We start from the raw sequence: 21,111 nt of genomic DNA, 5'->3' as shown, positions 1-21,111 counted from the left end.
TAAAATCGGAACATAAACAGAACAAAATGAGTATTCACAGCCTGTGGGCTTTTCTATTTCGTCTCCCTTGCGGACATTCAGAATCCGTTGAAAGGTCACCGCCGAAGCTTGCGGTAAAGGTTGCGAAGCCATGTCTGTTCTGCTGCCCTACATAGAGCGGACGCCACTGTCGCGAACAGTGTGGACGGACGATCTGGTCGACAAGCCGACCGCCTTCGTCTTCGCTCCGCAGGACGCCCTGGAGGCGTTGGCGTGGTTCCGTGAAAGCCACGGCAGAGACCCGGACTTCATCGTCTCCGACAAGCCGTTCGACCTCGAAACCGCCGCCCCGCGCATCGCCTTCAAGGAGGTGCGAAAGCACGCGGGGGCCTATCCATTGGTCTATTGGCGGAACTGCCGACGCCCGGTCCTGAAACTGGCCCGTCACGGCGTTCAAACGCTCCGCTTCTCGCACGACCCCGCCTATAAGAAAGTCAAGTTCGATCCGAATTTTCTGAATAAATACAGAGACGAGATGGAGAGCCTTTTCCATCTGCTTGCCGATGAGGAAAGCCGCCTGACCCTAGCGTCCGTCATCAAGTACCGCTTAACAGGCGATCATGGCTACCTGAGGATGGCCGCCTATCCGGAATACGAACACCCCATCGTCAAGGCCGAACCCGGCGAATGGGTCATCGACTGCGGCGCCTCGAATGGAGCCACCTCATTCCGGTTCGCCAAACGCGTGGGACCCAAGGGCGCAGTCTATGCGTTCGAGCCCGACCCGACGAACGTGCGGAAGATCGAAGAGACTGTTGCGAAGACCCCCAAGGGGATCGACAATCTGGTCGTCGTCAACGCCGCCGTATCCAATGAGAACGGCGTGATCCGTTTCGCCGGAGACCAGGGCGGCTCATCACGCATTTCGCCCGACGGCAACATCGAAGTCGCCGTCCGCACGCTTGACGACTTCGCGCAATCGACTTCCCTGAGCGGCCCAGGCGTCATCAGTTTCGATGTCGAGGGTTTCGAGCATCAAGCCCTGGATGGCGGTGTAAACCTCATAAGGAATCTCAGACCAAAACTCCAGATAAGCGCCTATCACAAGGTCCCCGACTTGCACTCGCTCGCATTTTGGGTTCGGGACACCCTGCCGGATTATGCGTTCTTCATGGGACATCACGAATCCTATCATACGGAAACAGATATCTACGCCATACCGAGGGAACGCCTCCCGGCATGAGGGAGCCGCGGGCATCCGGAGAGATTTAAGTGCCAGACGGCCTGTAAGCCGGGTTCTGTTCCGCCCCCGATACCGAAGCATGGGGCGGCGACGATCATTCCTCTGGGCCGCCCATTGCTGGACGGCTCTCGCGACCTACCCGGACATCTGGGGCGGTGAACCCTGCGGGGCGAGCCCCGCGCGATGTCCCTATTTGGTCTTGCTCCAGGCGGGGCTTGCCATGCCGTCGACGTTGCCGCCGACGCGGTGGGCTCTTACCCCACCCTTTCACCCTTGCCCCAGCGGACCGGGGCGGTTTGCTTTCTGTGGCGCTGTCCCTCGGGTCGCCCCGGGCGGGCGTTACCCGCCGCCTTTTCACCGTGGAGCCCGGACTTTCCTCGACGGGAGCAAGCCCCCGCCGCGACCGCCCGGCCGTCTGGCGAGCGCTAGATGCGCGCGAATGAGCGGAAGGTCAATGTGAATGAAACGCCCCTCTCCCGGTGGGAGAGGGCTTGAGCCTCCAAGAGCGAAGCGATTGGCTAAGGCGAAAGGGTGAGGGTTCGCCAGCGAAGTCGGCCGAAGACCGTTGCGCGACGGCTTACGCCGACGGACAGGACAAGCCCCTCACCCTTTCGCGCAAGAACGATCGCTGCGCTCTCGTGCGCTCAAGCCCTCTCCCGCCGGGAGAGGGTCATGTTTTTAGTCCAGAACGCCCGTGACGCTCTCGACCGAAGCCAGTTGGAGCAGGCCGACCAGACGCGCCCGCGTCTCGCCGTCGGCCACGCCGTCGACCCGATCCGGTCGCCAGTGGCGCTGGAAGGCCTCGACCGTCAGGCTGGTCTCCTCGTCATAGGCGCCGCCCGGCTGCAGCCCATAGCCCAGACGATGCAGACCCGAGCGCAGGACGATGACGCCCAGTCCCTCGTCGCCCGGCGATAGAGGCGCGCCCAGGGCGCCGACGCGCTCCGGCGCCGGTTCGAACCACAGACCGTGCCCGGCCTCGGCCAGCCGCTTCCACGGGAAGAGCTCGCCGGGGTCCTGCTTGCGCTCGGGCGCCAGGTCGGAATGGGCGATGATGCGGGCGTCGGGAATGGACCAGCGGGTGCGGATGTCCGCCGCCAGGGCGATCACCGCCCGGACCTGGGCCTCGGGAAAGGGGCGGTAGCCGAACTCATGGCCCGGATTGACGATCTCGACGCCGATGGAGGCGGCGTTGACGTCGGTCTCGCCTTGCCAGGCGCCGCGCCCGGCGTGCCAGGCCCGGCGCTCTTCAGCCACCAGACGCAGGACGGCGCCGTCCTCGTCGACGACATAGTGGGCTGAAACCTTGGCCTCTGGATCCCGCAGGCGCTCGACCGCCGCCTCGGCGGTCTCCATGCCTGTGTAGTGCAGCACCAGAATGTCCGGCGGGCCGCGCCGGGCGTCGAAGTTCGGGGACGGCGCGTCGGTGAAGGCGATCATGAGGGGCCTGTCAGCGCCCTTCCTTTTCCCAGCCGTAGGCCACCCAGGTGTCGCCGACCTTCCTGGCGTCGATGACCCCGTCGTCGCGACGGCGGCGCGCGGTCATGGCGCGGCGGGCGCGCAGGGCGAAACCGGCGAAGAAGACCAGCACGCCCCCGACCACGGCGATCATGGCCACGGCGGCGGCGGTGAAGACGGCCAGCAAGGCGCCGACCGTCACAGCCAAGGCGGTGGCGATCAGACCGGCGGCCCAGACGAAGGGCGCCAGCAGGCCGGAACCGGGCCGACGGCGCGCATTGAAACCCAGCTGGCCCATCGGGTCGGAGTTGATCATGAACTCAAAGCCTCTCTCAGCGTCCTGATGAACGCCTGAGGCGTAATGTCGGTCCATCGACCTGAACGGTCAATGCACTGCGACATCACGCGCCAGTCACATTTGCTGATCCCGCCGCGTCTCAGAAGGCCGGCTGGTCCGCCAGAACGACGGAACCGCGGCTGCGCATCCGGTCGGTCTCAACGCGGTTCAGCATGGCCTGGGCGGCGGGATCGCCCATGACCTGGCCGACCCTGACCATGGCCTCGGCGGCCTGACCCGAAGCGCCGAAGGCCGTCGCCAGGGCCTCCCACGGCGACTGCGGCTGCGGGAAGCGCTTGAAGCGGACGGTCTCGGACGAAGGAATCTTGGCCAGTTGGCGCGCCTTGGCCACGGCCTCTTCCAGACCGCCGAGCTGATCGACCAGACCCAGGCCGTGGGCCTGGGCGCCGGTCCAGACGCGGCCCTTGGCGATCTCGCGCACGCGCTCGACCGGCAGCTTGCGGCCCTTGGCCACGCGGGCGACGAACTCTTCGTAGATGCGGTCCATCGAGGCGGCGAAGGCGGCGCGCTGGCCCTGATCGAAGCCCTGCACCGGCGAGAAGGCGTCGGCATAGTCGCCGCCGACCGACAGGCCGCGCATGTCGACGCCGAAGCGGCTCAGGGCGTCAGCCAGCACGAACTTGCCGCCGAACACGCCGATCGAGCCGGTCAGGGTCGAGGGCTGGGCGACGATCCAGTCGGCTTCCGAACTGATCCAGTAGCCGCCCGAGGCGGCGTAGGCGCCCATGGACACCACCACCGGCTTGCCCGCCGCCTTGGCCGCGCGCACGGCGGCCAGAACCTGTTCCGACGCTTCCGGCGAGCCGCCCGGCGAGGAGACGCGGAAGACGATGGCCTTCACGTCCTTGTCCTCGATGGCCTGATAGATGGCCTTGGCCGTATCGTCCGACCGGATGTTGGAGCCGCCGCCGAAGGGCGAGTCGTTGGAGCCGCGGCCGGTCATGATCGCGCCTTCGCCGCCGACGATGGCGATCGCCGACTTGGCCGAGCCCGAGCCCGAGGTCGTGCGCGTCCCCTTCAGCGAGGCGTAGTCGCCGAACTTGACGATCTTGGCGTTCTTGCCCGCCTTTTCCTTGGCGGCGGCCTCGGCTTCCTCGACCTGGCCGATCTTGTCGACCAGCTTCAGCGACAGGGCCTGATCGGCCGAATAGGGGCCGGCCTCGATGACGGCCTTCAAGGCCTCGGGCGTGGTCTTGCGATCGCGGGCGATGTTGGCGACGGCGCTGTCGTAGATGGAGCCCATCCAGGCCAGCATGGCTTCACGGTGCGGGGCGGTGAAATCGCTCTGCGTATATTCGTTGACGGCGTTCTTGTATTCGTAGCGCTGCTCGAAGTCGGCCTTGACGCCGTACTTCTGGAAGGCGCGGCCCAGGAAGACGCTGTCCGCCGACAGGCCCACGGCCTGGAAGTTCGCCGTGTTCTGCAGCCACAGCTGATCGGCGCTTGAGGCGACCATATAGCTGGACATCACCGCGCCCACGGGCATGAAGCCCTGGCTGTGGGCGATGACTGTCTTGCCCGAGGCGCGGAAGCGGGCGATCGCTTGACGCACCTCGTCGGCCGAGGCGGGCGTCATGCCGGCTTCCGGCGCACGCAGCAGCAGCACCTTGACGTTGTCGTCAGCGGTCGCCTGAGCCAGCACGTCCACGACCTGGACCACCGACAGGCTGGGGCCGCTGAACGCCGCAAAGGGATTGACCGGCGTCTGATCCGTCAGACCGCTGCGCAGGTCCAGCTCCAGCACCGTATGGGCGGGCGTGGTCGGCTTGGAGGCCCCGGCCGCCATGGCGAAGAAGATCAGCGCCACCACGGGCAGGACGACGAAGAAGGCCACAAGCCCGGCGAAGACGCCCAGCATGGTGAGGAAGAACTGCTTCATGGGAAGGCGGGCGTCCAGGATCGCGGCCAGAGGCGGCCAAGCGTGAGGATAGAGGCCGCGCCCCGCGCGTCAAATGAACGGACGGTAATAAACTCACGAAAAAGGACCCGCCGTTTCCGGCGGGCCCTTCTCGTTTCATCGCCGGATCGCGATCAGCGGCCGATGTCGTAGGTTCCGCTGATGTCGATGCGGACCGTCAGCTCGCCGGCCGAGACCGGGGTCGAGGCGCCGCCCGCATCCATGGCGGCGCGAGCGTACATGGCCTGCGGCCGCACCTCAGGCGCATAACCGCCGCCCTCGGTCAGCGAACGCACCGGCCCCAGGTCGACGCCCAGGGCCTGGGCGTACAGACGCGCCTTGTCCTGCAGGGCGCGCACGGCCAGCACGCGAGCCTGGTCCTCGGCCGCCTTTGGGTCCTTCAAGCCAAAGGCGATACCGTCGATCTGATTGACGCCGGCCGTGACCACGGCGTCGGCGGTCGTTCCGACCTTGCTCAGATCCTGGATCGTCACCGTAACCCGGTTCGAGGCCTGGTAGCCGCGCAGCTTGGGCGGCTCGTTCTGCTGATAGTCGTACTGGGCCGACAGGTTCAGACCCGAGGTCTGGATGTCGCGCTCGGCGATCCCTGCGCGACGCAGGGCGGCGACGACGCGGGTCATCTGCTGGGCGTTCTGGGCCATGGCTTCCTGGGCCGTCGGAGCCTCGGTCACCACGCCGAAGTTGATCGTGGCCTGATCCGGCGCGACCTTGACCTCGCCGTAGGCCGACAGGTTCAGGGCGGGTTGTTGAGCCATGGCGTGCACCTGCATCGGGGAAGAGCCGCCGGGCTGGGATTGAGCGCCAGAAGCGGCGGACGCGACGGCCGGCGCCGCCAGAGTCATCAGGGCCGTGCCCAGCATCAGGGCGCGTGCGGTGCGGGTCATTACGAGGTCTCCGTCGAATTCATTCGGGCGGACGTGTTCGCCAGCCACGGCCTAACTTGACCGTTTCAAGCTGAACGAACGCAAAAGACCCCTGTGCAGGTTCCGTTCATCGGCGTGAAAAGCGCGACAGGTCCAAGGCGGCTTTGCAGCCGCCGCGCCGCCTGCTAGGCACGCCTTCGTGTGCTTCGGGGGCCCGTAGCTCAATGGTTAGAGCCGACCGCTCATAACGGTCTGGTTGGGGGTTCGAGTCCCTCCGGGCCTACCGAGTTCCATTCGGCTTGTGAATTCAAAAACCATCGTTATCGTTCGATCGGCGGCGCTTTCGTCCGCGCGGGAGGAAAACGATGAAGTTGCAATTACTTGGCGCAATCACTGCGATCACGCTCATGGGTATTGGCGGCGCTGTCTCGGCTCACGTGTCCAAGACGCCCCAACCCTCGCCCGAATTTTCAGCCAAGCGGACCTTGGTGAAGAAGGTTCGCTACACCTACCAAGAGTGCATGCGAGAAAGCCTGACCATCTGCACGGCTCAACATCCCGACGATCCGCTGGCGAAGATGCAATGTGTTGATGCTCGCCGCGATGCGATCTGCGAAGGTCTTCCCGGCACACCTTGATCCCGGCGGCCATCGGCTGAGCGACTTCGATGCCGAAGGGCATCGAAGTCGCTCCCAGGCGGGCCGGCTCGGGCGCGTTGATCCAGGAGCAGGACGGCGAACCTTGCGGGCCGCATCGACGATGATCGCTCGCCATCGTCGAACGCGGCAGTCTACCATCGCCGTGACTGCCCAACGTCGAGTTCCGTTTCATGATCTTCCCTCTCCTCAGCGCCGCCTTGGCCGCTATCGTTCAGACGCCCGCCTTCGAGACGCTGGAGCCGATTCCGGCGGCGGCTCAGGGCGAGGCCGTCCCCGCCTGCACCGCCGATCGCCGCTGGTGCGCCCTGATCGAGACGGACGAGACGGACGAACAGCTGGTGCTGCGCCTGTATGACGGAACGCCGGACGGCCGTGCGCCCGCGGCCTCCCACCTCATCGAAAGCGAGGCCTCCGAAGGCTTCTGGAAGCCCGGCGTCATTCTGCGTCGCGCCGGAAGCGACGACGTCATCCTCGGCGCCGACATGGAGCTGCAGGCCATGTATTCGGGCGGCGGCGGGATGTCCTCCTACCGGACCCTGGTGCGGTTCACGCCCGGCGAGACGCCGCAGGAAATCCTGACCGTCCCGATGTCCGGCTCGCTGATGATCCGCGCCTGCTTCGGCGAAGAGGACATGAAACAGCGCGCCGGCGCCTGCCACGACGAATACGAGTTCGCCGCCGAGCTGAAGGCCGAGGGCGACGCCTTCCCGCCGCGCCTGACCTACGCCTCGACCGCCGCCACCTTCCCCGGCCGGGTATCGCGAGACGAGGACTCCCTGGCCAAGCCGCCGCTGAAGCCCGAGGACCTGGTCAAGGCCGTAGACGTCGAATGCACGGTGCAGCGCGTCTTCACTTTCGATCGGGCCGCAAAGGCCTATGTTGCAGACGCGCCCATGCCCGATTGCAGCGCCTACACCGTTCCCTAGTTTCTCCGAGCCCGCCCGATGTCCTATGTCGCCCGTGACGACCGCCCCGCCGACAAGGCCGAACGCTACGCCGAGGTCGAGGCCGAAATCCTGGCCGTGCTGGACGGCGAGCCGAACCTGACGGCGCGCATGGCCACCGTGGCCTCCATGCTGGCGGACGCCTTCCCCGCCTTCTTCTGGACCGGCTTCTACGTCGTGGACGCGGCCAAGGGCGATGAACTGGTGGTCGGCCCCTATCAGGGCACGCTGGGCTGCCTGCGCATCCCGTTCGGGCGCGGCGTCTGCGGCGCGGCGGCGAAGACGCGCCAGACCCAGGTGGTCGAGGACGTCGACGCCTTCCCCGGCCACATCGCCTGCGACAGCCGCTCAGCCAGCGAGATCGTGGTTCCCGTGCTGGACGCCTCGGGCGGGTTGATCGCCGTGCTGGATGTGGACGCAACCGAAAAGGCCGCCTTCGACGCCGTGGACGCCGAGGCGCTGGAGCGGCTGATGGCCAGGGTGTTCGGCGCCTGATGCGGATCGGCGTCGACTTCGGCGGCACCAAGATCGAGGCGGCGGCGCTGGACGCGGCGGGCGCCTTCGCGGCGCGAATCCGTGAACCGAACCCCGGAGGCTATGACGCCGCCATCCGCCTGGTCGCCGATCTGGTCGCGCGGGTCGAGGCCGAAGCGGGCCCTGCGCAAGCGGTCGGTCTGGCCATTCCGGGGTCGCCCTCGCCGCGCACCGGCCTGATCCGCAACGCCAACTCCACCTATCTGAACGGCGCCCGCTTCGGCGCTGATCTGGAGGCCGCGCTAGGCCGCCCGGTGCGGCTGGCCAATGACGCCAACTGTCTGGCCCTGTCCGAGGCCGCCGACGGCGCAGGCGCGGGCGCGGCCAGCCTGTTCGGCGTCATCCTGGGCACCGGCTGCGGCGGCGGCCTGGTCATCGACGGTCAGCTGATCGAGGGCGCGCACGCCGTCGCCGCCGAGGTCGGCCACATCTCCCTGCCGTGGCCCTCGGCGGACGAGGCGCCCGGCCCCGCCTGCTGGTGCGGCCTGCGAGGCTGCCTCGAGACCTGGATCTCCGGAACCGGCTTCCAGCGCGACCATCAGGCGGCGACTGGCCGGGACTGGAAAGCGCAGGCCGTGGTCGAGGCCGCGCGCGCGGGCGACGCGGAAGCCGCCTGCGCCCTGGACCGCTACATCGACCGGCTGGGGCGAGCCCTGGCCATGGTCGTCAACCTGACCGACCCGGAGGTCTTCGTGCTGGGCGGCGGCATGTCTAACGTGGCCGAGCTTTACGACCGCCTACCGCAGGTCGTAGCCCGCCATGTCTTCTCCGACCACTGGGACGGGCAGATCGTCCCGGCGAAGTGGGGCGATTCCTCGGGCGTGCGCGGCGCCGCGCGTCTGTGGGACGCCTGATCCCCGATTGATTGGGCCGCGCGCCCCGCTATGGTCCGCGCCGAACCGACAGGAGCAGGAAGCATGAGCCAGAGAGTCGTCGCGATCACCGGCGGATACGGCGCCCTTGGCCGGGCCGTCGTCGAGGCGGCGCAGGCGCGCGGCCTGTCAGTCGCCGTCATCGGCCGCACCCCGCCGCGCCAGCCGAATCCCGACGTGTTCGAGATCAACGGCGTCGATCTGACCGACCCCGCGCAGGCGAAGACCGCGATCGAGTCCGTCGTCGCCCATTTCGGCCGTCTGGACGCCCTGCTGAACATCGCCGGCGGCTTCGTCTGGAGCCCGGTCGAGGGCGACGGCGACGCGTTCGACCGGATGCACGCCCTCAACGTCAAGACGACGCTGAACGCCAGCCGCGCCGCCCTGCCCCATCTGAAAGCCTCGCCTGAGGGCCGTATCGTCAACATCGGCGCCAATGGCGCAATCAAGGCCGGGCACGGCATGGGCGCCTACGCCGCCTCCAAGGCTGGGGTCCACCGCCTGACCGAGGCTCTGGCCGAGGAGCTGAAGTCGACCCCGGTGACGGTCAACGCCGTCCTGCCCTCCATCATCGACACTGCGGCCAACCGCGCCGACATGCCCGACGCCGATCCGTCGAAGTGGGTCGCGCCCGCCGATGTGGCCGCCGTCATCCTGTTCCTGGCCTCGCCCGAGGCGCGGGCGGTGACGGGGGCCCTGATCCCCGTCACGGGCAAGGTCTGATGCGCGCGCGCAGCGTCCTCTACCTGCCCGCCTCGAATGAAAGAGCGGTGACGAAGGCCCGCACTCTGCCCTGCGACGTGGCGGTGCTGGACCTGGAGGACGCCGTCGCGCCCGAGATGAAGCTTGAGGCCCGCGCGGCCGCCGTCGCGGCGGCGCACGAGGGCGGCTTCGGCCCGCGCCTCGGCGTGCGGATCAACGGGCTGGACACGCCGTGGGGCGCCGACGACCTGAAAGCACTGCAAGGCGCCCCGGTCGAGTTGATCGTCGCGCCCAAGGTCGAGAGCGCGGCCATGGTCCACGCCCTGTCGGCGGCGCTGCGCCCCGGCGTCGATCTGTGGGCCATGATCGAGACGCCGCGCGCGCTGCTGGATCTCAGCGAGATCGCCGGGGCGGACGGAGCCTTGAGCGGCCTGATGCTGGGCGTCAACGATCTGGCCAAGGACCTGAAGACCGGCCCCTCGCCCGACCGGGAGCCGCTGAAACCGTGGCTGGCGGCGGTCGTCGCCCACGCCCGCGCCAACGGCCTGAACGTCATCGACGGCGTGTTCAACCGCATCAAGGACGAGGCCGGGTTCGCGGCTGAATGCGCGCAAGGGCGGCTGTATGGCTTCGACGGCAAGAGCCTGATCCACCCCTCGCAGATCGAGGGCGCGAATGCGGCGTTCGGCCCCTCAGCCGATGAGATCGAATGGGTGCGCAAGGTCGTCGCCGCCTTCGCCGCGCCCGATGCCGCCGGACTGGGCGTCATCCGCGTAGAAGGCGAGATGGTGGAGCGGCTGCATCTGCACGCAGCCGAAACGCTTCTGGCCGACCTCTGACCCTTCTCCCCTTGTGGGAGAAGGAAGCATGGGGTGGCGCCCTGACTCTACAAACCGTAGACACGACCCCATGACCGCACCGCTTCCGCCCTCGTCGAAAACCCGCGCCTGGGTCTGTGCGCCGGGGGTGCTGAAGGTGCCGTTCCTGTCCGCCTTCCTGCCCGACTACACGCTGTCGGCCCTGCCCGGATCGTCGAACGAGGCCGTCCTCGGCTGGGGCATGAAGCCGACGGCGGAAGCAGGCCGGCGCTGGGCGGCGAAGCACGGCAAACCCTATATCGCGCTGGAAGACGGCTTCCTGCGCTCGGTCGGGATCGGCGAGGGCGGCGCGACCAGCCTCAGCCTGATCGTCGATGATCTGGGCGTCTATTACGACGCCACCCGGCCCAGTCGGCTGGAGCATCTGATCCAGACCGCCCCCGACTGGTGCGACGATGCGATGCGCGGTCGGTCGCGCGCGTTGATCGACCGCATCGTCGCCTCGGGCGTGTCCAAGACCAATATGGGCGGGCCGCTGGACGCAGACCAGCTGAAACCCGGCCGCCGGGTGCTGATCGTGGACCAGACCTTCGGCGACGCCTCCATCGGCTATGGACTGGCCAGCGAGCAGAGCTTCTCCGACATGCTGGCGACCGCCCGGCGCGACGAACCGGACGCCCAGTTGATCGTCAAGCGCCACCCCGCCGTGGCCGCAGGGCGCAAGCAGGGCTGCATCCCGGCGGACCAGCTTCAGGGCGTCACCCTGATCGATACGGACGTGCGGCCCGCCGATCTGCTGGCGGCGGTGGATGCGGTCTATGTCGTGACCTCGGCGCTGGGGTTCGAGGCCCTGCTGCGCGGCCTGCCGGTGCGCTGTTTCGGCGCGCCCTTCTATTCGGGCTGGGGTCTGACGACGGACGCCGTCCAGACCGGACGGCGCGGCGCCCCGCGCGATCTGGAACAAGTCGCGGCGGCGGCCCTGATCGCCTACACCCGCTATGTCGATCCGGTCACCGGCCAGCGGTGTGAAGCCGAACAGGCGCTGGAGCGGCTGATCGCCCTGCGCGACCGGGCCGATCGGCTGGCGGGCGACTGGGCGGCGGTCGGCTTCGCCCCGGCCAAGCGGCCGCCGGTGCGCCGCCTGCTCAACTCGCCCAAGGGCCGCGTCCGCTATTTCTGGCGCTCGTCCGCCGCCGTCGCCCATGCGCGGGCGACGGGCGGCAGGCTGATCTGGTGGGCCGGCAAGGAGACGCCGCAGATCCGCGCCGCCGCCGACGCCTTCGAGGGGCCGGTCGTGCGGATGGAGGACGGCTTCATCCGCTCGCGTGGGCTGGGGTCGGACTTCTTCGGCGCCCTGTCGGTCGCGCTGGACGATCAGGGCGTCTATTACGACCCGACCCGGCCCAGCCGTCTGGAAAGCCTGATCGAGGCGGGCGAGCCGTCGCCGGATCAGGCCGCGCGCGCCGAAGCCCTTCGTGTTCGGGTGGTCGAGGCGGGCCTGTCGAAATACAATCTGAAGGGAGCGGGCGTCCCGGCGCACTGGCCCAAGGACAGGCCGATCCTGCTGGTCGTGGGGCAGGTCGAGAACGACCGTTCGATCCTGATGGGCTGCGGGCCGGACCTGCGCACCAACTCCGGGCTGGTGAAGGCGGCACGGGCGGATCATCCCGACGCCTTCCTGATCTATCGCAACCACCCGGACGTGACGGCGGGCAACCGCCCCGGCCTGCTGGACCATGCGGCGATGGAGGAGGTCGACGCCTCGGCTGACGATCTGGACATCATCGACTGCCTGAACGCCTGCGACCGGCTGGCGACCCTGACCTCCCTGACCGGGTTCGAGGCCCTGATGCGGGGCAAGCCGGTCAGCGTCTATGGCCGCCCCTTCTATGCCGGCTGGGGCCTGACCGATGACCGCCTGACGTTCGAGCGCCGCACCCGCCGCGCCAGTCTGCAAAGCGTCATCCACGCCGCCCTGATCGGCTATCCGGTCTATGTCACGCCGGACGGCTGGCCATGCGAGGCCGAGGATCTGGTCGAGGCCCTGATCGCCGCGCGCGACCATCCTCTGCCCGCCCCGCCGCGCGGACGCATCAATCGCTGGTGGCGCGGGATAAAGGCCAGTCTCGACCGCAGCCTTCCCCCGGCCTATTGAGGAGGTTCGTCATCGCAACGGACTGAGTCCGGCCCGCGAGGCGCCCGAACTTCGCCGCGAGGCGCCGACATAAGGCTTGTCGAGCGTCGGGGACTCCATGTTCCCTCATGCAGCGAGGCGCCGCGCGCCGAGCGTCAGGGAACTACACAGTGCAAAAAGCCGTCATCTCCGCCACCGGCCTGTTCACCCCGGAACAGTCGATCTCGAACGAGGAACTGGTCGGCGCCTACAACGCCTGGGCCGAGGGCTGGAACGCCGCCAACGCCGAGGCCATCGCCGCCGGAGAGATCGAGGCCAAGACGCCTTCGTCCGAAGCCTTCATCGAGAAGGCCTCGGGCATCAAGGCGCGCTTCGTCATGGACAAGTCGGGCATCATCGACCCCGAGCGGATGTTGCCGCACCTTGCGGCGCGCGGCGACGACGAGCTGTCCATCCTGGCCGAGATGGCCGTGAAGGCCGCGCAGGACGCCATCAAGGCCTGGGGCAAGCCGGTCAGCGAGATCGGCGCCGTCATCTGCGCCGCGTCCAACATGCAGCGCCCCTACCCCGCCATGGCTATCGAGGTGCAGCAGGCGCTGGGCATCGAGGGCTTCGCCTTCGACATGAACGTGGCGTGCAGTTCCGCCACCTTCGGCATCAAGACGGCGGCGGACTTCGTGGCCTCCGGCTCAGTCAAGGCCGTGCTGATGGTGAACCCGGAAATCTGCTCGGCGCACCTGAACTTCAAGGATCGCGACAGCCACTTCATCTTCGGCGACGTCGCCACCGCCGTCATTATCGAGGCCGAGGATCAGGCCGGTCCGGGCGGTTGGAACATTCTGGGCACCAAGCTTCAGACCAGCTTCTCGAACAACATCCGCAACAACTTCGGCTTCCTGAACCGCGCCGCCCTGCCGACCGACGCGAACGAGCCGGTCTCGTCGGACGGCCTGACCGACAAGATGTTCGTCCAGCAGGGCCGCAAGGTGTTCAAGGAGGTGGTGCCGATGGTCTCGACCATGATCCTGGATCACGCCGCCGAGCTGAAGCTGGACACGCACGGGCTGAAGCGCCTGTGGCTGCACCAGGCCAACATCAACATGAACACCCTGATCGGCAAGAAGGTGCTGGGCCGCGACCCCGAGCCGAGCGAGAACGTCATCATCCTGGACGACTACGCCAACACCTCCTCGGCCGGATCGATCATCGCCTTCCACCTGCACCACGACGGCTTCGCGCCGGGCGATACGGGTCTGATCTGCAGCTTCGGCGCAGGTTATTCGGCGGGCACGGTTTTTGTGCAAAAGCGCCCCTGATCGCCCCGAATAGGAATCAATATTTCCAGCGCCGCTTGCACTGTTCGGAAAATTTTGCAAACCGTTACGCGTCGAGAAACAGGGGGGACGACGCCCGAATGACTCAGACAGCTTTGCCTTGGGCTGAAAAACTCAGTGATCCGCTGGCGCACGACGTGGCGACGGTGCTGCAACGCATGGGCGGTTCGGCCCATCAGGATATGGTGATCAACTGCGTCGCGGCGCTGAAACGCCAACGCGGCGAGTCGGTGACTCAAGACCTCAAGATGAAGATCATCGAGGTGTTCGAACGCTATCGCGACTTCTTCATCCGCCCCTTCGGCGAGGGCTCCTTGCGCTGGGCCCTGGCGCCGGGCGTCGCCTGACCGCCTCAAAAATCGACCAACGAAAAAGGCCCGCTCCGACCGGAACGGGCCTTCGTCGTTTCAGACCATCCGCGCTTAGAAGCGTCGGATGTAGCTGACCGAATAGGCGTCAGCCTCGCCGCGATCGTCGCGGAAGTCGCGACGGGTCCAGTCGGCGCGGACGCCGTTGACCCCGTCCAGGTAGTAGTTGGCGCCGACGCCGTAGTTCCAGCTGTCGCCGCCGACCTTGCTCTCGGCGCCGGCCAGTTCCTGCTTCAGCTCCGTGTGGCCGTAGCCGCCGCGCGCGAACAGCTCCAGCTTGTCGCCGACGGGATACTTGCCGACGACATAGCCGGCGGCGTCCCACTCATGCTTGATCTGGCCGTCGGCGCCGGCGACGGTGATGTCCTTGTCCTTGACCCCCACGCCGACCTCGGTCTCCACGGCCAGGTAGCGATTCAAGTTGACGCCCAGGCGGCCGGACACGGCGCCGGTCTGGGCCGCATCGCCTTCCATGTGCGTGTAACCCAGCGAACCATAACCGCGCGGTTCAGGGTTCGATTGAGCAAACGCCGGAACGGCGAGAACAGAAATAGCGGCGGCGGCGAGAAGAACGTTACGCATTATTTCATACTCCTTAGATGATGTGACTTCTTTGATCACATGCCCCATCCAACGAAGCTTAAATGGTTGCGCCTGCATCCCCGTTCCATAGGCGCACCAACCACGAACGACGAAAGTTACGCGAAAGACACATACGTCGTTACCTAAATGGCGCAAAAAGAAAGGCGCGCCCCGCCGGGGAGCGCGCCCAGCCGATCCGCCGGGAATCGGATCAGAAACGACGAACGTAGTTGACCGAGTAGACATCCACTTCGCCGCCGTCGTCGGTGAAGTCGCGACGGGTCCAGTCGCCGCGCAGGCCGTTCTGGCCGTCGAAGTAGTAGTTGGCGCCGACGCCGTAGTTCCAGCTTTCGCCGTCGGCCTTGCGCTCGACCCCGGCCAGTTCGGCCTTCATCTGGGTGGTGCCGTAGCCGCCGCGTGCGAAAAGCTCGAAATTGGGCGTGACCGGAAACGTGCCGACCGCATATGCGGCGAGGTCATAGTCGTGCTCGATCTTGCCCTGGGCCCCGGCGATGGTGAAGTCATCGTCCTTCACCCCGATCGAGCCTTCGCCCTCGACGCCGAAATAGGGGTTGAGCTTGGCGCCCAGGCGGCCGGTGACGGCGCCGAGATCGCCATCCGAATGGTCCAGCTGCGAATAGCCGAGCGTGCCGTAGTAGGTGGGACCGCCCGGCTGCACGACCTGGGCCGCAGCGGGAAAGGCGAATACAGAAAGGGCGGCGGCGGCGAGAATAACGTTACGCATGAGCTTCAATCACTCCTTATTGCGATGAGCAGGACCAGCCTGACCACCTTGCGGAGAAACAAATCTCAAGCGCCCATAGCCGTTCCCTGTGCTTGAACGAGGGAGCGAGAACTGTGCGAGAGAAAGCACACACCGCGTTCCGTCAAGGGCGACTATTTCAGGGCATGAAAAAGGCGACCCTTTCGGGTCGCCCTTCTCTTGTCGACGATTGAAGGGGCCTCAGCGGTCCTTTTCACGCTCCTCGCCCGAGCGAGCGCTCAGGGCGGCCTGGGCCGCCGCCAGACGCGCGATCGGCACGCGGTAGGGCGAGCAGGAGACGTAGTCGAGGCCGACCGTCTCGCAGAAGGCGATGGAGGCGGGATCGCCGCCATGTTCGCCGCAGATGCCCATCTTCATGCCCGGCTTGACCGCACGGCCGCGCTCCTCGGCGATGCGGATCAGGTCGCCCACGCCGCTCTGGTCCAAACGGACGAAGGGGTCGTTCTCGAAGATGCCCTTGTCCAGATAGGCCTGCAGGAAGTGGCCGGAATCGTCGCGGCTGATGCCGAAGGTCGTCTGCGTCAGGTCGTTGGTGCCGAAGCTGAAGAACTCGGCGTGTTCGGCCAGATCGGCGGCGCGCAGGGCGGCGCGGGGCAGCTCGACCATGGTGCCGACCAGGTAGTCCACGCTGTCGCCGGCGTCCGCGAAGACGGCCTTGGCCGTGCGGTCGGTCAGTTCGCGCAGATACTTCATCTCCAGACCCAGGGCGACCAGCGGGTGCATGATCTCCGGGATCGGGGCGACGCCCGAAGACGCCTTCACCTGCAGCGCCGCCTCGAGGATGGCGCGGACCTGCATCTCGTAGATTTCAGGATAGGCCACGCCCAGGCGGCAGCCGCGGTGGCCCAGCATGGGGTTGGTCTCATGCAGTTCGCGGGCGCGGCGCTTCAGCTTGGCCGCATCCAGACCTTGCGTCGCCGCCAGGGCGTCGATGTCGGCGTCGGTGTGCGGAATGAACTCGTGCAGCGGCGGGTCCAGCAGACGCACCGTCACCGGCAGGCCGCTCATGATGGTGAACAGCTCGACGAAATCGGCCTTCTGGAACGGGGCGATCTTGGCCAGGGCCACGCGGCGGCCCGCCTCGTCGTCGGCCAGGATCATCTCGCGCACGGCGGCGATGCGGGCCTCGTCGAAGAACATGTGCTCGGTGCGCGACAGGCCGATGCCCTCGGCGCCGAAGCCGCGCGCCGTCTTGGCGTCCAGCGGCGTCTCGGCGTTGGCGCGGACCTTCAGGCGACGAATGCCGTCGGCCCAGCCCATCAGGGTCTGGAAGTCGCCCGTCAGCTCCGGCTCGATCATGGGCACGGCGCCGTCCAGCACCTCGCCCTTGCCGCCGTCGATGGTGATGACCTCGCCCGCCTTGAAGGTGCGGCCGCGCGCGGTGAAGGTTCCGGCCTTCTCATTGATGGCGATCTCGCCCGCGCCCGAGACGCAGGGGCGCCCCATGCCGCGCGCCACCACCGCCGCGTGGCTGGTCATGCCGCCGCGCGCCGTGACGATGCCGCGCGCCGCGTGCATGCCGTGGATGTCTTCCGGCGAGGTCTCGTCACGGACCAGGATGACGGCGTCGCCCTGCTGGCCCAGACGTTCAGCCTCGTCAGCGTCGAAGACGATCTTGCCGGTCGCCGCGCCCGGCGAGGCAGGCAGACCCGCCGCGACCACGGTGCGCGCCGCCTTGGGGTCCAGCGTCGGGTGCAGCAGCTGGTCCAGCGCGGCCGGTTCGACGCGGCTGACCGCCTCGTCCTGAGAGATGACGCCCTCGGAGGCCAGGTCCACGGCGATCTTCAGCGCCGACTTGGCCGTGCGCTTGCCGTTGCGGGTCTGCAGCATCCACAGACGGCCCTGTTCGACCGTGAACTCGATGTCCTGCATGTCGCGGTAGTGGCTTTCCAGCCGCCCCACCACGTCGACGAACTGGGCGAAGACCTCGGGCATAGCCTCTTCCATCGAGGGAGCCGTTTCGTCCATTTCCTCGCGGCCCGCCTTGGTCAGGGACTGCGGCGTGCGGATGCCCGCCACCACGTCCTCGCCCTGGGCGTTGATCAGGAACTCGCCATACAGCTTGTTCTCGCCGGTCGAGGGGTTGCGGGTGAAGGCGACGCCCGTGGCCGAGGTCTCGCCCATGTTGCCGAACACCATCGACTGGACGTTGACGGCCGTGCCCCAGCTTTCGGGGATGTCGTGCATGCGGCGATAGAATTTCGCCCGGTCGTTCATCCAGCTTTCGAAGACGGCGCCGACGGCGCCCCACAGCTGGGCCTGCGGGTCCTGCGGGAAGGGCTTGCCCAGCTCACGCTCGACCAGGGCCTTGTAGTCCGCGACCACCTTCTCCCAGTTCTCGGCGGTCAGTTCGGTGTCGACCGAGACGCCCAGACGATCCTTATGGTCGTCCAGCACCTCTTCGAAATAGTCGTGACCCAGACCCAGCACCACGTTGGAATACATGGTGATGAAGCGGCGGTAGGAATCGAAGGCGAAGCGGCGGTCGCCCGACAGCTTGGCCAGGCCCTCGACCGTCTCATCGTTCAGGCCCAGGTTCAGGACCGTGTCCATCATGCCCGGCATGGAGGCGCGGGCGCCCGAGCGCACCGACACCAGCAGGGGGTTGGCCGCGTCGCCGAAGGTCTTGCCCACCACGCCCTCGACGTGGGCCAGGGCCGCCTTGACCTGATCGGTCAGGTCGGACGGATAGGTTTCCTGGTTGGCGTAATACCAGGTGCAGACCTCAGTGGTGATGGTGAAGCCGGGCGGCACCGGCAGGCCGAGGGACGACATCTCGGCCAGGTTCGCCCCCTTGCCGCCCAGAAGGTTCTTCATCGACGCGTCGCCATCGGCGGATCCGCCGCCGAAGCCGTACACCCACTTGGTCATTTCGTAGTTCCTGAACCGTGGTTTTGCGAGGTTGAGTCCCGCCTTATGCGGGGTTTCACTAGCGCGCTGCACCTGCGAAGGCGAGGCCGAAGGCGTAACAATCCGTGAGGGGATGTATCGTTTGGCGCCCCTGCCCTGCCCTAACCTCGTCCAAGCCCCGGAGCGGCCAAAGAAAAATGCCGGCTCCATATCAGATGCGGGTCTTGCCCTTTTCATCCCCGCTCATCCCGGCGGACGCCGGGACCCAGTGAGTAAGCCAAACTGAGGCCTGACAGCGGAGCCCGGAGCCTGAAGCCAAAGCACTGGATCCCGGCGTCCGCCGGGATGAGCGGAAATCAGGCATCTGCGCCAACACACAAGGTGAATTCAGCCAAAGGAAAACGCCCGCCGGTTTCCCGGCGGGCGTTTGCATTCCGTGCGTCCTGAGTGGAGGCTCAGGCCGGATCCGTTCAGGCGGCGACGGTGATCGCGCCTTCGGCCGGGTCGCGCAGGACATAGCCGCGGCCCCAGACGGTCTCGATGTAGTGCTTGCCGCCCGCAGCCGTCGCCAGCTTCTTGCGCAGCTTGCAGATGAAGACGTCGATGATCTTCAGCTCGGGCTCGTCCATGCCGCCATACAGGTGGTTCAGGAACATCTCCTTGGTCAGGGTCGTGCCCTTGCGCAGGGAGAGCAGCTCCAGCATTTGATATTCCTTGCCGGTCAGATGCACGCGGTGGCCATTCACCTCGACGGTCTTGGCGTCCAGGTTCACCGCGATCTCGCCGGTGTGGATGATGGCCTGGGCGTGGCCCTTGGAGCGGCGGACCACGGCGTGGGTGCGCGCGATCAGTTCGTCCTTGTGGAAGGGCTTGGTCAGATAGTCGTCGGCGCCGCCGCCGAAGGTCTTGACCTTGGTGTCGATCTCATGGCTGCCCGAGAGGATCATCACCGGCGTATTGATCTTGCCGTTGCGCAGCTGACGCAGAACCTCGAGGCCGCTCATGTCCGGTAGGTTCAGGTCCAGCAGAATGAGGTCGTAGTCATAGATCTTGCCCAGATCGATGCCTTCCTCACCCAGGTCGGTGGTGTAGACGTTAAACCCTTCCGACTTCAGCATCAGTTCGATGCTTTGAGCCGTCGCGTGGTCGTCTTCGATCAACAGGACGCGCATTCATGCCCCTCCAGGCAAAGCTTAGGATGGCCGCACATGGCATGCGGCCGGGTAACCTTGTTCCAACGTTAACGGGCCAAAACCTTAAGAAGGGTTAACGCATCCCGATATGAAACGCCTAAGGTGATTTGCGAATCGCCGTCCAGAGTCCCGAGTCAAGGATTCGTTAATTTATTCGGCTCCACCCCCTCATTCCCCTGTTGACGTCTGACGCGTCTTCCACAGGGGGCGTGCACAACCGCCTCCGTCAATGCCGTGCCCCGCCTGTCGAAGCGACCGTTTCTGACGTTTCATAGGACAACATTCCTAACCCAACCGCCCGACGCACTCATAATGGCGGCATCCACAGGAATGGCGGGAGGAAGCGCAGATCATGGAACCCTATCGCGTGCCGGTGACGGAGGGCGACCGCATCCGGGCGGACGCGGCCCTGTCGCTGTCGGGTCTGGCCCTGGGCGTGCCTGTCGCCGAGATGACGCGGCGCGAGCGGGTGCGGCCCAGGGCGTGTCGCGCGCGCTGGTCGGCCATGTATCTGGCGCACGTCTCCTTCGGCTGGCCGCTGGAGCGGGTGGCCCACGCCTTCGGCCTGAACCGGGCGACGGCCGGCGCCGCCTGCCGCTGGGCCGAGGACGAGCGCGACCGGCCCGACTACGACGCCCTGATGGACGGCCTGGAGGGGTCGCTGCGGGCGGTGATGGAGCTGCCCCTGGTCGATCTGGCGCCCGAGATCGGAGCCCGCCGATGAGCCGCCAGCTGGAACGCGCCCGCAGCCTGCTGCAACGCCCCGGCGCCTGGCTGGACCAGGCGAACGGCGCCTATCCCTTGCGCCTCGGCGGCGACCGGCGCAGCCGGGTGGTGCTGACGCTGGACGAGGCCGTCTTCCGCGCCGTGATCGAGCGGCCGGGGCTGCGCCTGCGCGAAGGCGGCGGCTGGCTGCCCCGCGCGGCCAACGACCATGCCCGACCCGCTCCTCCGCCCGGCCGACCCGGCGTCATCGAGGGCGAGCGCGCCATGATGGAGGGCGACGGCCGCCTGATCACCCGCCGCGCCAATCTGGGCGAGAGCCCGATCCTGTGGCTGGCCCGGCGCAAGGACCAATCGGGCCGCCCCTGGCTGACGCCGGCCGAGGTCGCGGCGGGCGAACGCCTGCGCGCCGAGGCCGAGATCGCGGCCGCCGGCCTCTCCCTGACCATGCGCTGGGACGCCTTGCCGACCTCGCGTTCGGGCGGCGGGGGCGTGCGGATCGAACCGGGCGACCGCGCCCTGTCGGCCTCGGCGCGGGTCAAGGCGGCGCTGGACGCCTGCGGCCCGCGTCTGCGCGCCATGGTCGAACAGGTCTGCATCCACGGCACGTCGCTGCAACTGGCGGAGCAGGCCCTGTCCCTGCGCCGCCGACAAGGCAAGACCCTGCTGAAACAGGGATTGCAGGCTCTGGCCGAGCATTACGGCATCGGGTGACGGCGCGCGACGATCGGCGAAATACAATCACAGATTGCCGGTCCACGATTACTTAAGCATGGCCGTTCTATCCAGAGGCCA

Annotated in this window: 20 protein-coding genes, 1 tRNA gene and 1 other RNA gene; 13 read left to right on the top strand and 9 right to left on the bottom strand. The window is 67.1% G+C overall.

What is annotated here, in order from left to right:
- The first annotated feature begins 130 nt into the window (after positions 1 to 130).
- Positions 131 to 1,222 carry an FkbM family methyltransferase gene (locus ACWIDZ_RS10165; protein WP_453989543.1) on the top strand — a complete coding sequence of 364 codons (1,092 nt, stop codon included), beginning with the start codon at positions 131 to 133 and terminating at the stop codon, positions 1,220 to 1,222.
- Between the two features lie 28 nt (positions 1,223 to 1,250).
- Here the strand turns inward: ACWIDZ_RS10165 and rnpB are convergent.
- The 5 genes from rnpB to ACWIDZ_RS10140 form a co-directional block, all read right to left on the bottom strand.
- Positions 1,251 to 1,641: RNase P RNA component class A (gene rnpB, locus ACWIDZ_RS10160), an RNA gene on the bottom strand.
- Positions 1,642 to 1,900: 259 nt separating this feature from the next.
- The gene (locus ACWIDZ_RS10155; RefSeq protein ID WP_453989542.1) at positions 1,901 to 2,662 is read right to left on the bottom strand and encodes an N-acetylmuramoyl-L-alanine amidase; all 762 of its coding nucleotides are present in this window, start codon (positions 2,660 to 2,662) and stop codon (positions 1,901 to 1,903) included.
- Positions 2,663 to 2,672: 10 nt separating this feature from the next.
- On the bottom strand, positions 2,673 to 2,996 hold the full coding sequence (locus ACWIDZ_RS10150; protein WP_291777845.1) for a hypothetical protein: 324 nt from the start codon (positions 2,994 to 2,996) through the stop codon (positions 2,673 to 2,675).
- A 121-nt stretch (positions 2,997 to 3,117) separates the two neighbouring features.
- Positions 3,118 to 4,917 (bottom strand): signal peptide peptidase SppA, encoded by a 1,800-nt coding sequence (gene sppA, locus ACWIDZ_RS10145; protein ID WP_453989541.1) that lies wholly within the window; start codon positions 4,915 to 4,917, stop codon positions 3,118 to 3,120.
- Between the two features lie 152 nt (positions 4,918 to 5,069).
- A complete protein-coding gene (locus ACWIDZ_RS10140) occupies positions 5,070 to 5,840 on the bottom strand; it encodes an SIMPL domain-containing protein (protein ID WP_338576500.1) in 771 nt (256 codons plus the stop codon).
- A gap of 189 nt (positions 5,841 to 6,029) precedes the next feature.
- Here ACWIDZ_RS10140 and ACWIDZ_RS10135 point away from each other — a divergent pair.
- The 10 genes from ACWIDZ_RS10135 (at position 6,030) to ACWIDZ_RS10090 (ending at position 14,163) form a co-directional block, all read left to right on the top strand.
- Positions 6,030 to 6,102: transfer RNA gene (locus ACWIDZ_RS10135), tRNA-Ile, on the top strand.
- An 82-nt stretch (positions 6,103 to 6,184) separates the two neighbouring features.
- A complete protein-coding gene (locus ACWIDZ_RS10130) occupies positions 6,185 to 6,457 on the top strand; it encodes a hypothetical protein (RefSeq protein ID WP_343830858.1) in 273 nt (90 codons plus the stop codon).
- A gap of 191 nt (positions 6,458 to 6,648) precedes the next feature.
- Entirely contained in the window at positions 6,649 to 7,404 is a 756-nt protein-coding gene (locus ACWIDZ_RS10125; protein ID WP_453989540.1) for a hypothetical protein, read from the top strand.
- An 18-nt stretch (positions 7,405 to 7,422) separates the two neighbouring features.
- Positions 7,423 to 7,917, top strand: a complete 495-nt coding sequence (locus ACWIDZ_RS10120; protein WP_453989539.1) for a GAF domain-containing protein — start codon at positions 7,423 to 7,425, stop codon at positions 7,915 to 7,917.
- Complete coding sequence (locus tag ACWIDZ_RS10115) at positions 7,914 to 8,810, top strand: ROK family protein (protein ID WP_453989644.1); 897 nt, start codon at positions 7,914 to 7,916, stop codon at positions 8,808 to 8,810. The genes ACWIDZ_RS10120 and ACWIDZ_RS10115 overlap by 4 nt, the downstream gene beginning before the upstream one ends.
- 63 nt (positions 8,811 to 8,873) lie before the next feature.
- Positions 8,874 to 9,551 (top strand): SDR family NAD(P)-dependent oxidoreductase, encoded by a 678-nt coding sequence (locus ACWIDZ_RS10110; RefSeq protein WP_453989538.1) that lies wholly within the window; start codon positions 8,874 to 8,876, stop codon positions 9,549 to 9,551.
- On the top strand, positions 9,551 to 10,369 hold the full coding sequence (locus ACWIDZ_RS10105; protein ID WP_453989537.1) for an HpcH/HpaI aldolase/citrate lyase family protein: 819 nt from the start codon (positions 9,551 to 9,553) through the stop codon (positions 10,367 to 10,369). The genes ACWIDZ_RS10110 and ACWIDZ_RS10105 overlap by 1 nt, the downstream gene beginning before the upstream one ends.
- A 70-nt stretch (positions 10,370 to 10,439) precedes the next feature.
- Positions 10,440 to 12,503 carry a capsular polysaccharide biosynthesis protein gene (locus tag ACWIDZ_RS10100; protein WP_453989536.1) on the top strand — a complete coding sequence of 688 codons (2,064 nt, stop codon included), beginning with the start codon at positions 10,440 to 10,442 and terminating at the stop codon, positions 12,501 to 12,503.
- Positions 12,504 to 12,652: 149 nt separating this feature from the next.
- Positions 12,653 to 13,798, top strand: a complete 1,146-nt coding sequence (locus tag ACWIDZ_RS10095) for a beta-ketoacyl-ACP synthase III (protein WP_453989535.1) — start codon at positions 12,653 to 12,655, stop codon at positions 13,796 to 13,798.
- A gap of 98 nt (positions 13,799 to 13,896) precedes the next feature.
- Positions 13,897 to 14,163: a hypothetical protein gene (locus ACWIDZ_RS10090; protein WP_291777814.1), complete on the top strand. Its 267-nt coding sequence runs from the start codon at positions 13,897 to 13,899 to the stop codon at positions 14,161 to 14,163.
- A gap of 75 nt (positions 14,164 to 14,238) precedes the next feature.
- On the opposite strand, the gene ACWIDZ_RS10085 is transcribed toward ACWIDZ_RS10090, so the two are convergent.
- The 4 genes from ACWIDZ_RS10085 to ctrA all read right to left on the bottom strand — a co-directional run bounded on the left by ACWIDZ_RS10085 (position 14,239) and on the right by ctrA (position 19,572).
- A complete protein-coding gene (locus ACWIDZ_RS10085) occupies positions 14,239 to 14,766 on the bottom strand; it encodes a porin family protein (protein ID WP_453989534.1) in 528 nt (175 codons plus the stop codon).
- A 211-nt stretch (positions 14,767 to 14,977) separates the two neighbouring features.
- Positions 14,978 to 15,511, bottom strand: coding sequence for a porin family protein (locus tag ACWIDZ_RS10080; protein ID WP_453989533.1), 534 nt, complete (start codon positions 15,509 to 15,511; stop codon positions 14,978 to 14,980).
- Between the two features lie 219 nt (positions 15,512 to 15,730).
- The gene (ppdK, locus tag ACWIDZ_RS10075; protein ID WP_453989532.1) at positions 15,731 to 18,421 is read right to left on the bottom strand and encodes a pyruvate, phosphate dikinase; all 2,691 of its coding nucleotides are present in this window, start codon (positions 18,419 to 18,421) and stop codon (positions 15,731 to 15,733) included.
- A 449-nt stretch (positions 18,422 to 18,870) separates the two neighbouring features.
- Positions 18,871 to 19,572: a response regulator transcription factor CtrA gene (ctrA, locus tag ACWIDZ_RS10070; RefSeq protein ID WP_003165857.1), complete on the bottom strand. Its 702-nt coding sequence runs from the start codon at positions 19,570 to 19,572 to the stop codon at positions 18,871 to 18,873.
- A gap of 373 nt (positions 19,573 to 19,945) precedes the next feature.
- Here ctrA and ACWIDZ_RS10065 point away from each other — a divergent pair, with 373 nt between their 5' ends.
- The gene (locus ACWIDZ_RS10065; RefSeq protein WP_125899924.1) at positions 19,946 to 20,317 is read left to right on the top strand and encodes a chromosomal replication initiator DnaA; all 372 of its coding nucleotides are present in this window, start codon (positions 19,946 to 19,948) and stop codon (positions 20,315 to 20,317) included.
- On the top strand, positions 20,314 to 21,030 hold the full coding sequence (locus ACWIDZ_RS10060) for a DUF6456 domain-containing protein (RefSeq protein ID WP_453989531.1): 717 nt from the start codon (positions 20,314 to 20,316) through the stop codon (positions 21,028 to 21,030). The genes ACWIDZ_RS10065 and ACWIDZ_RS10060 overlap by 4 nt, the downstream gene beginning before the upstream one ends.
- Positions 21,031 to 21,111 lie beyond the last annotated feature (81 nt).

Source organism: Brevundimonas sp. NPDC055311, from assembly GCF_053645695.1.
This window is presented reverse-complemented; position numbering and strand designations above follow the sequence as displayed.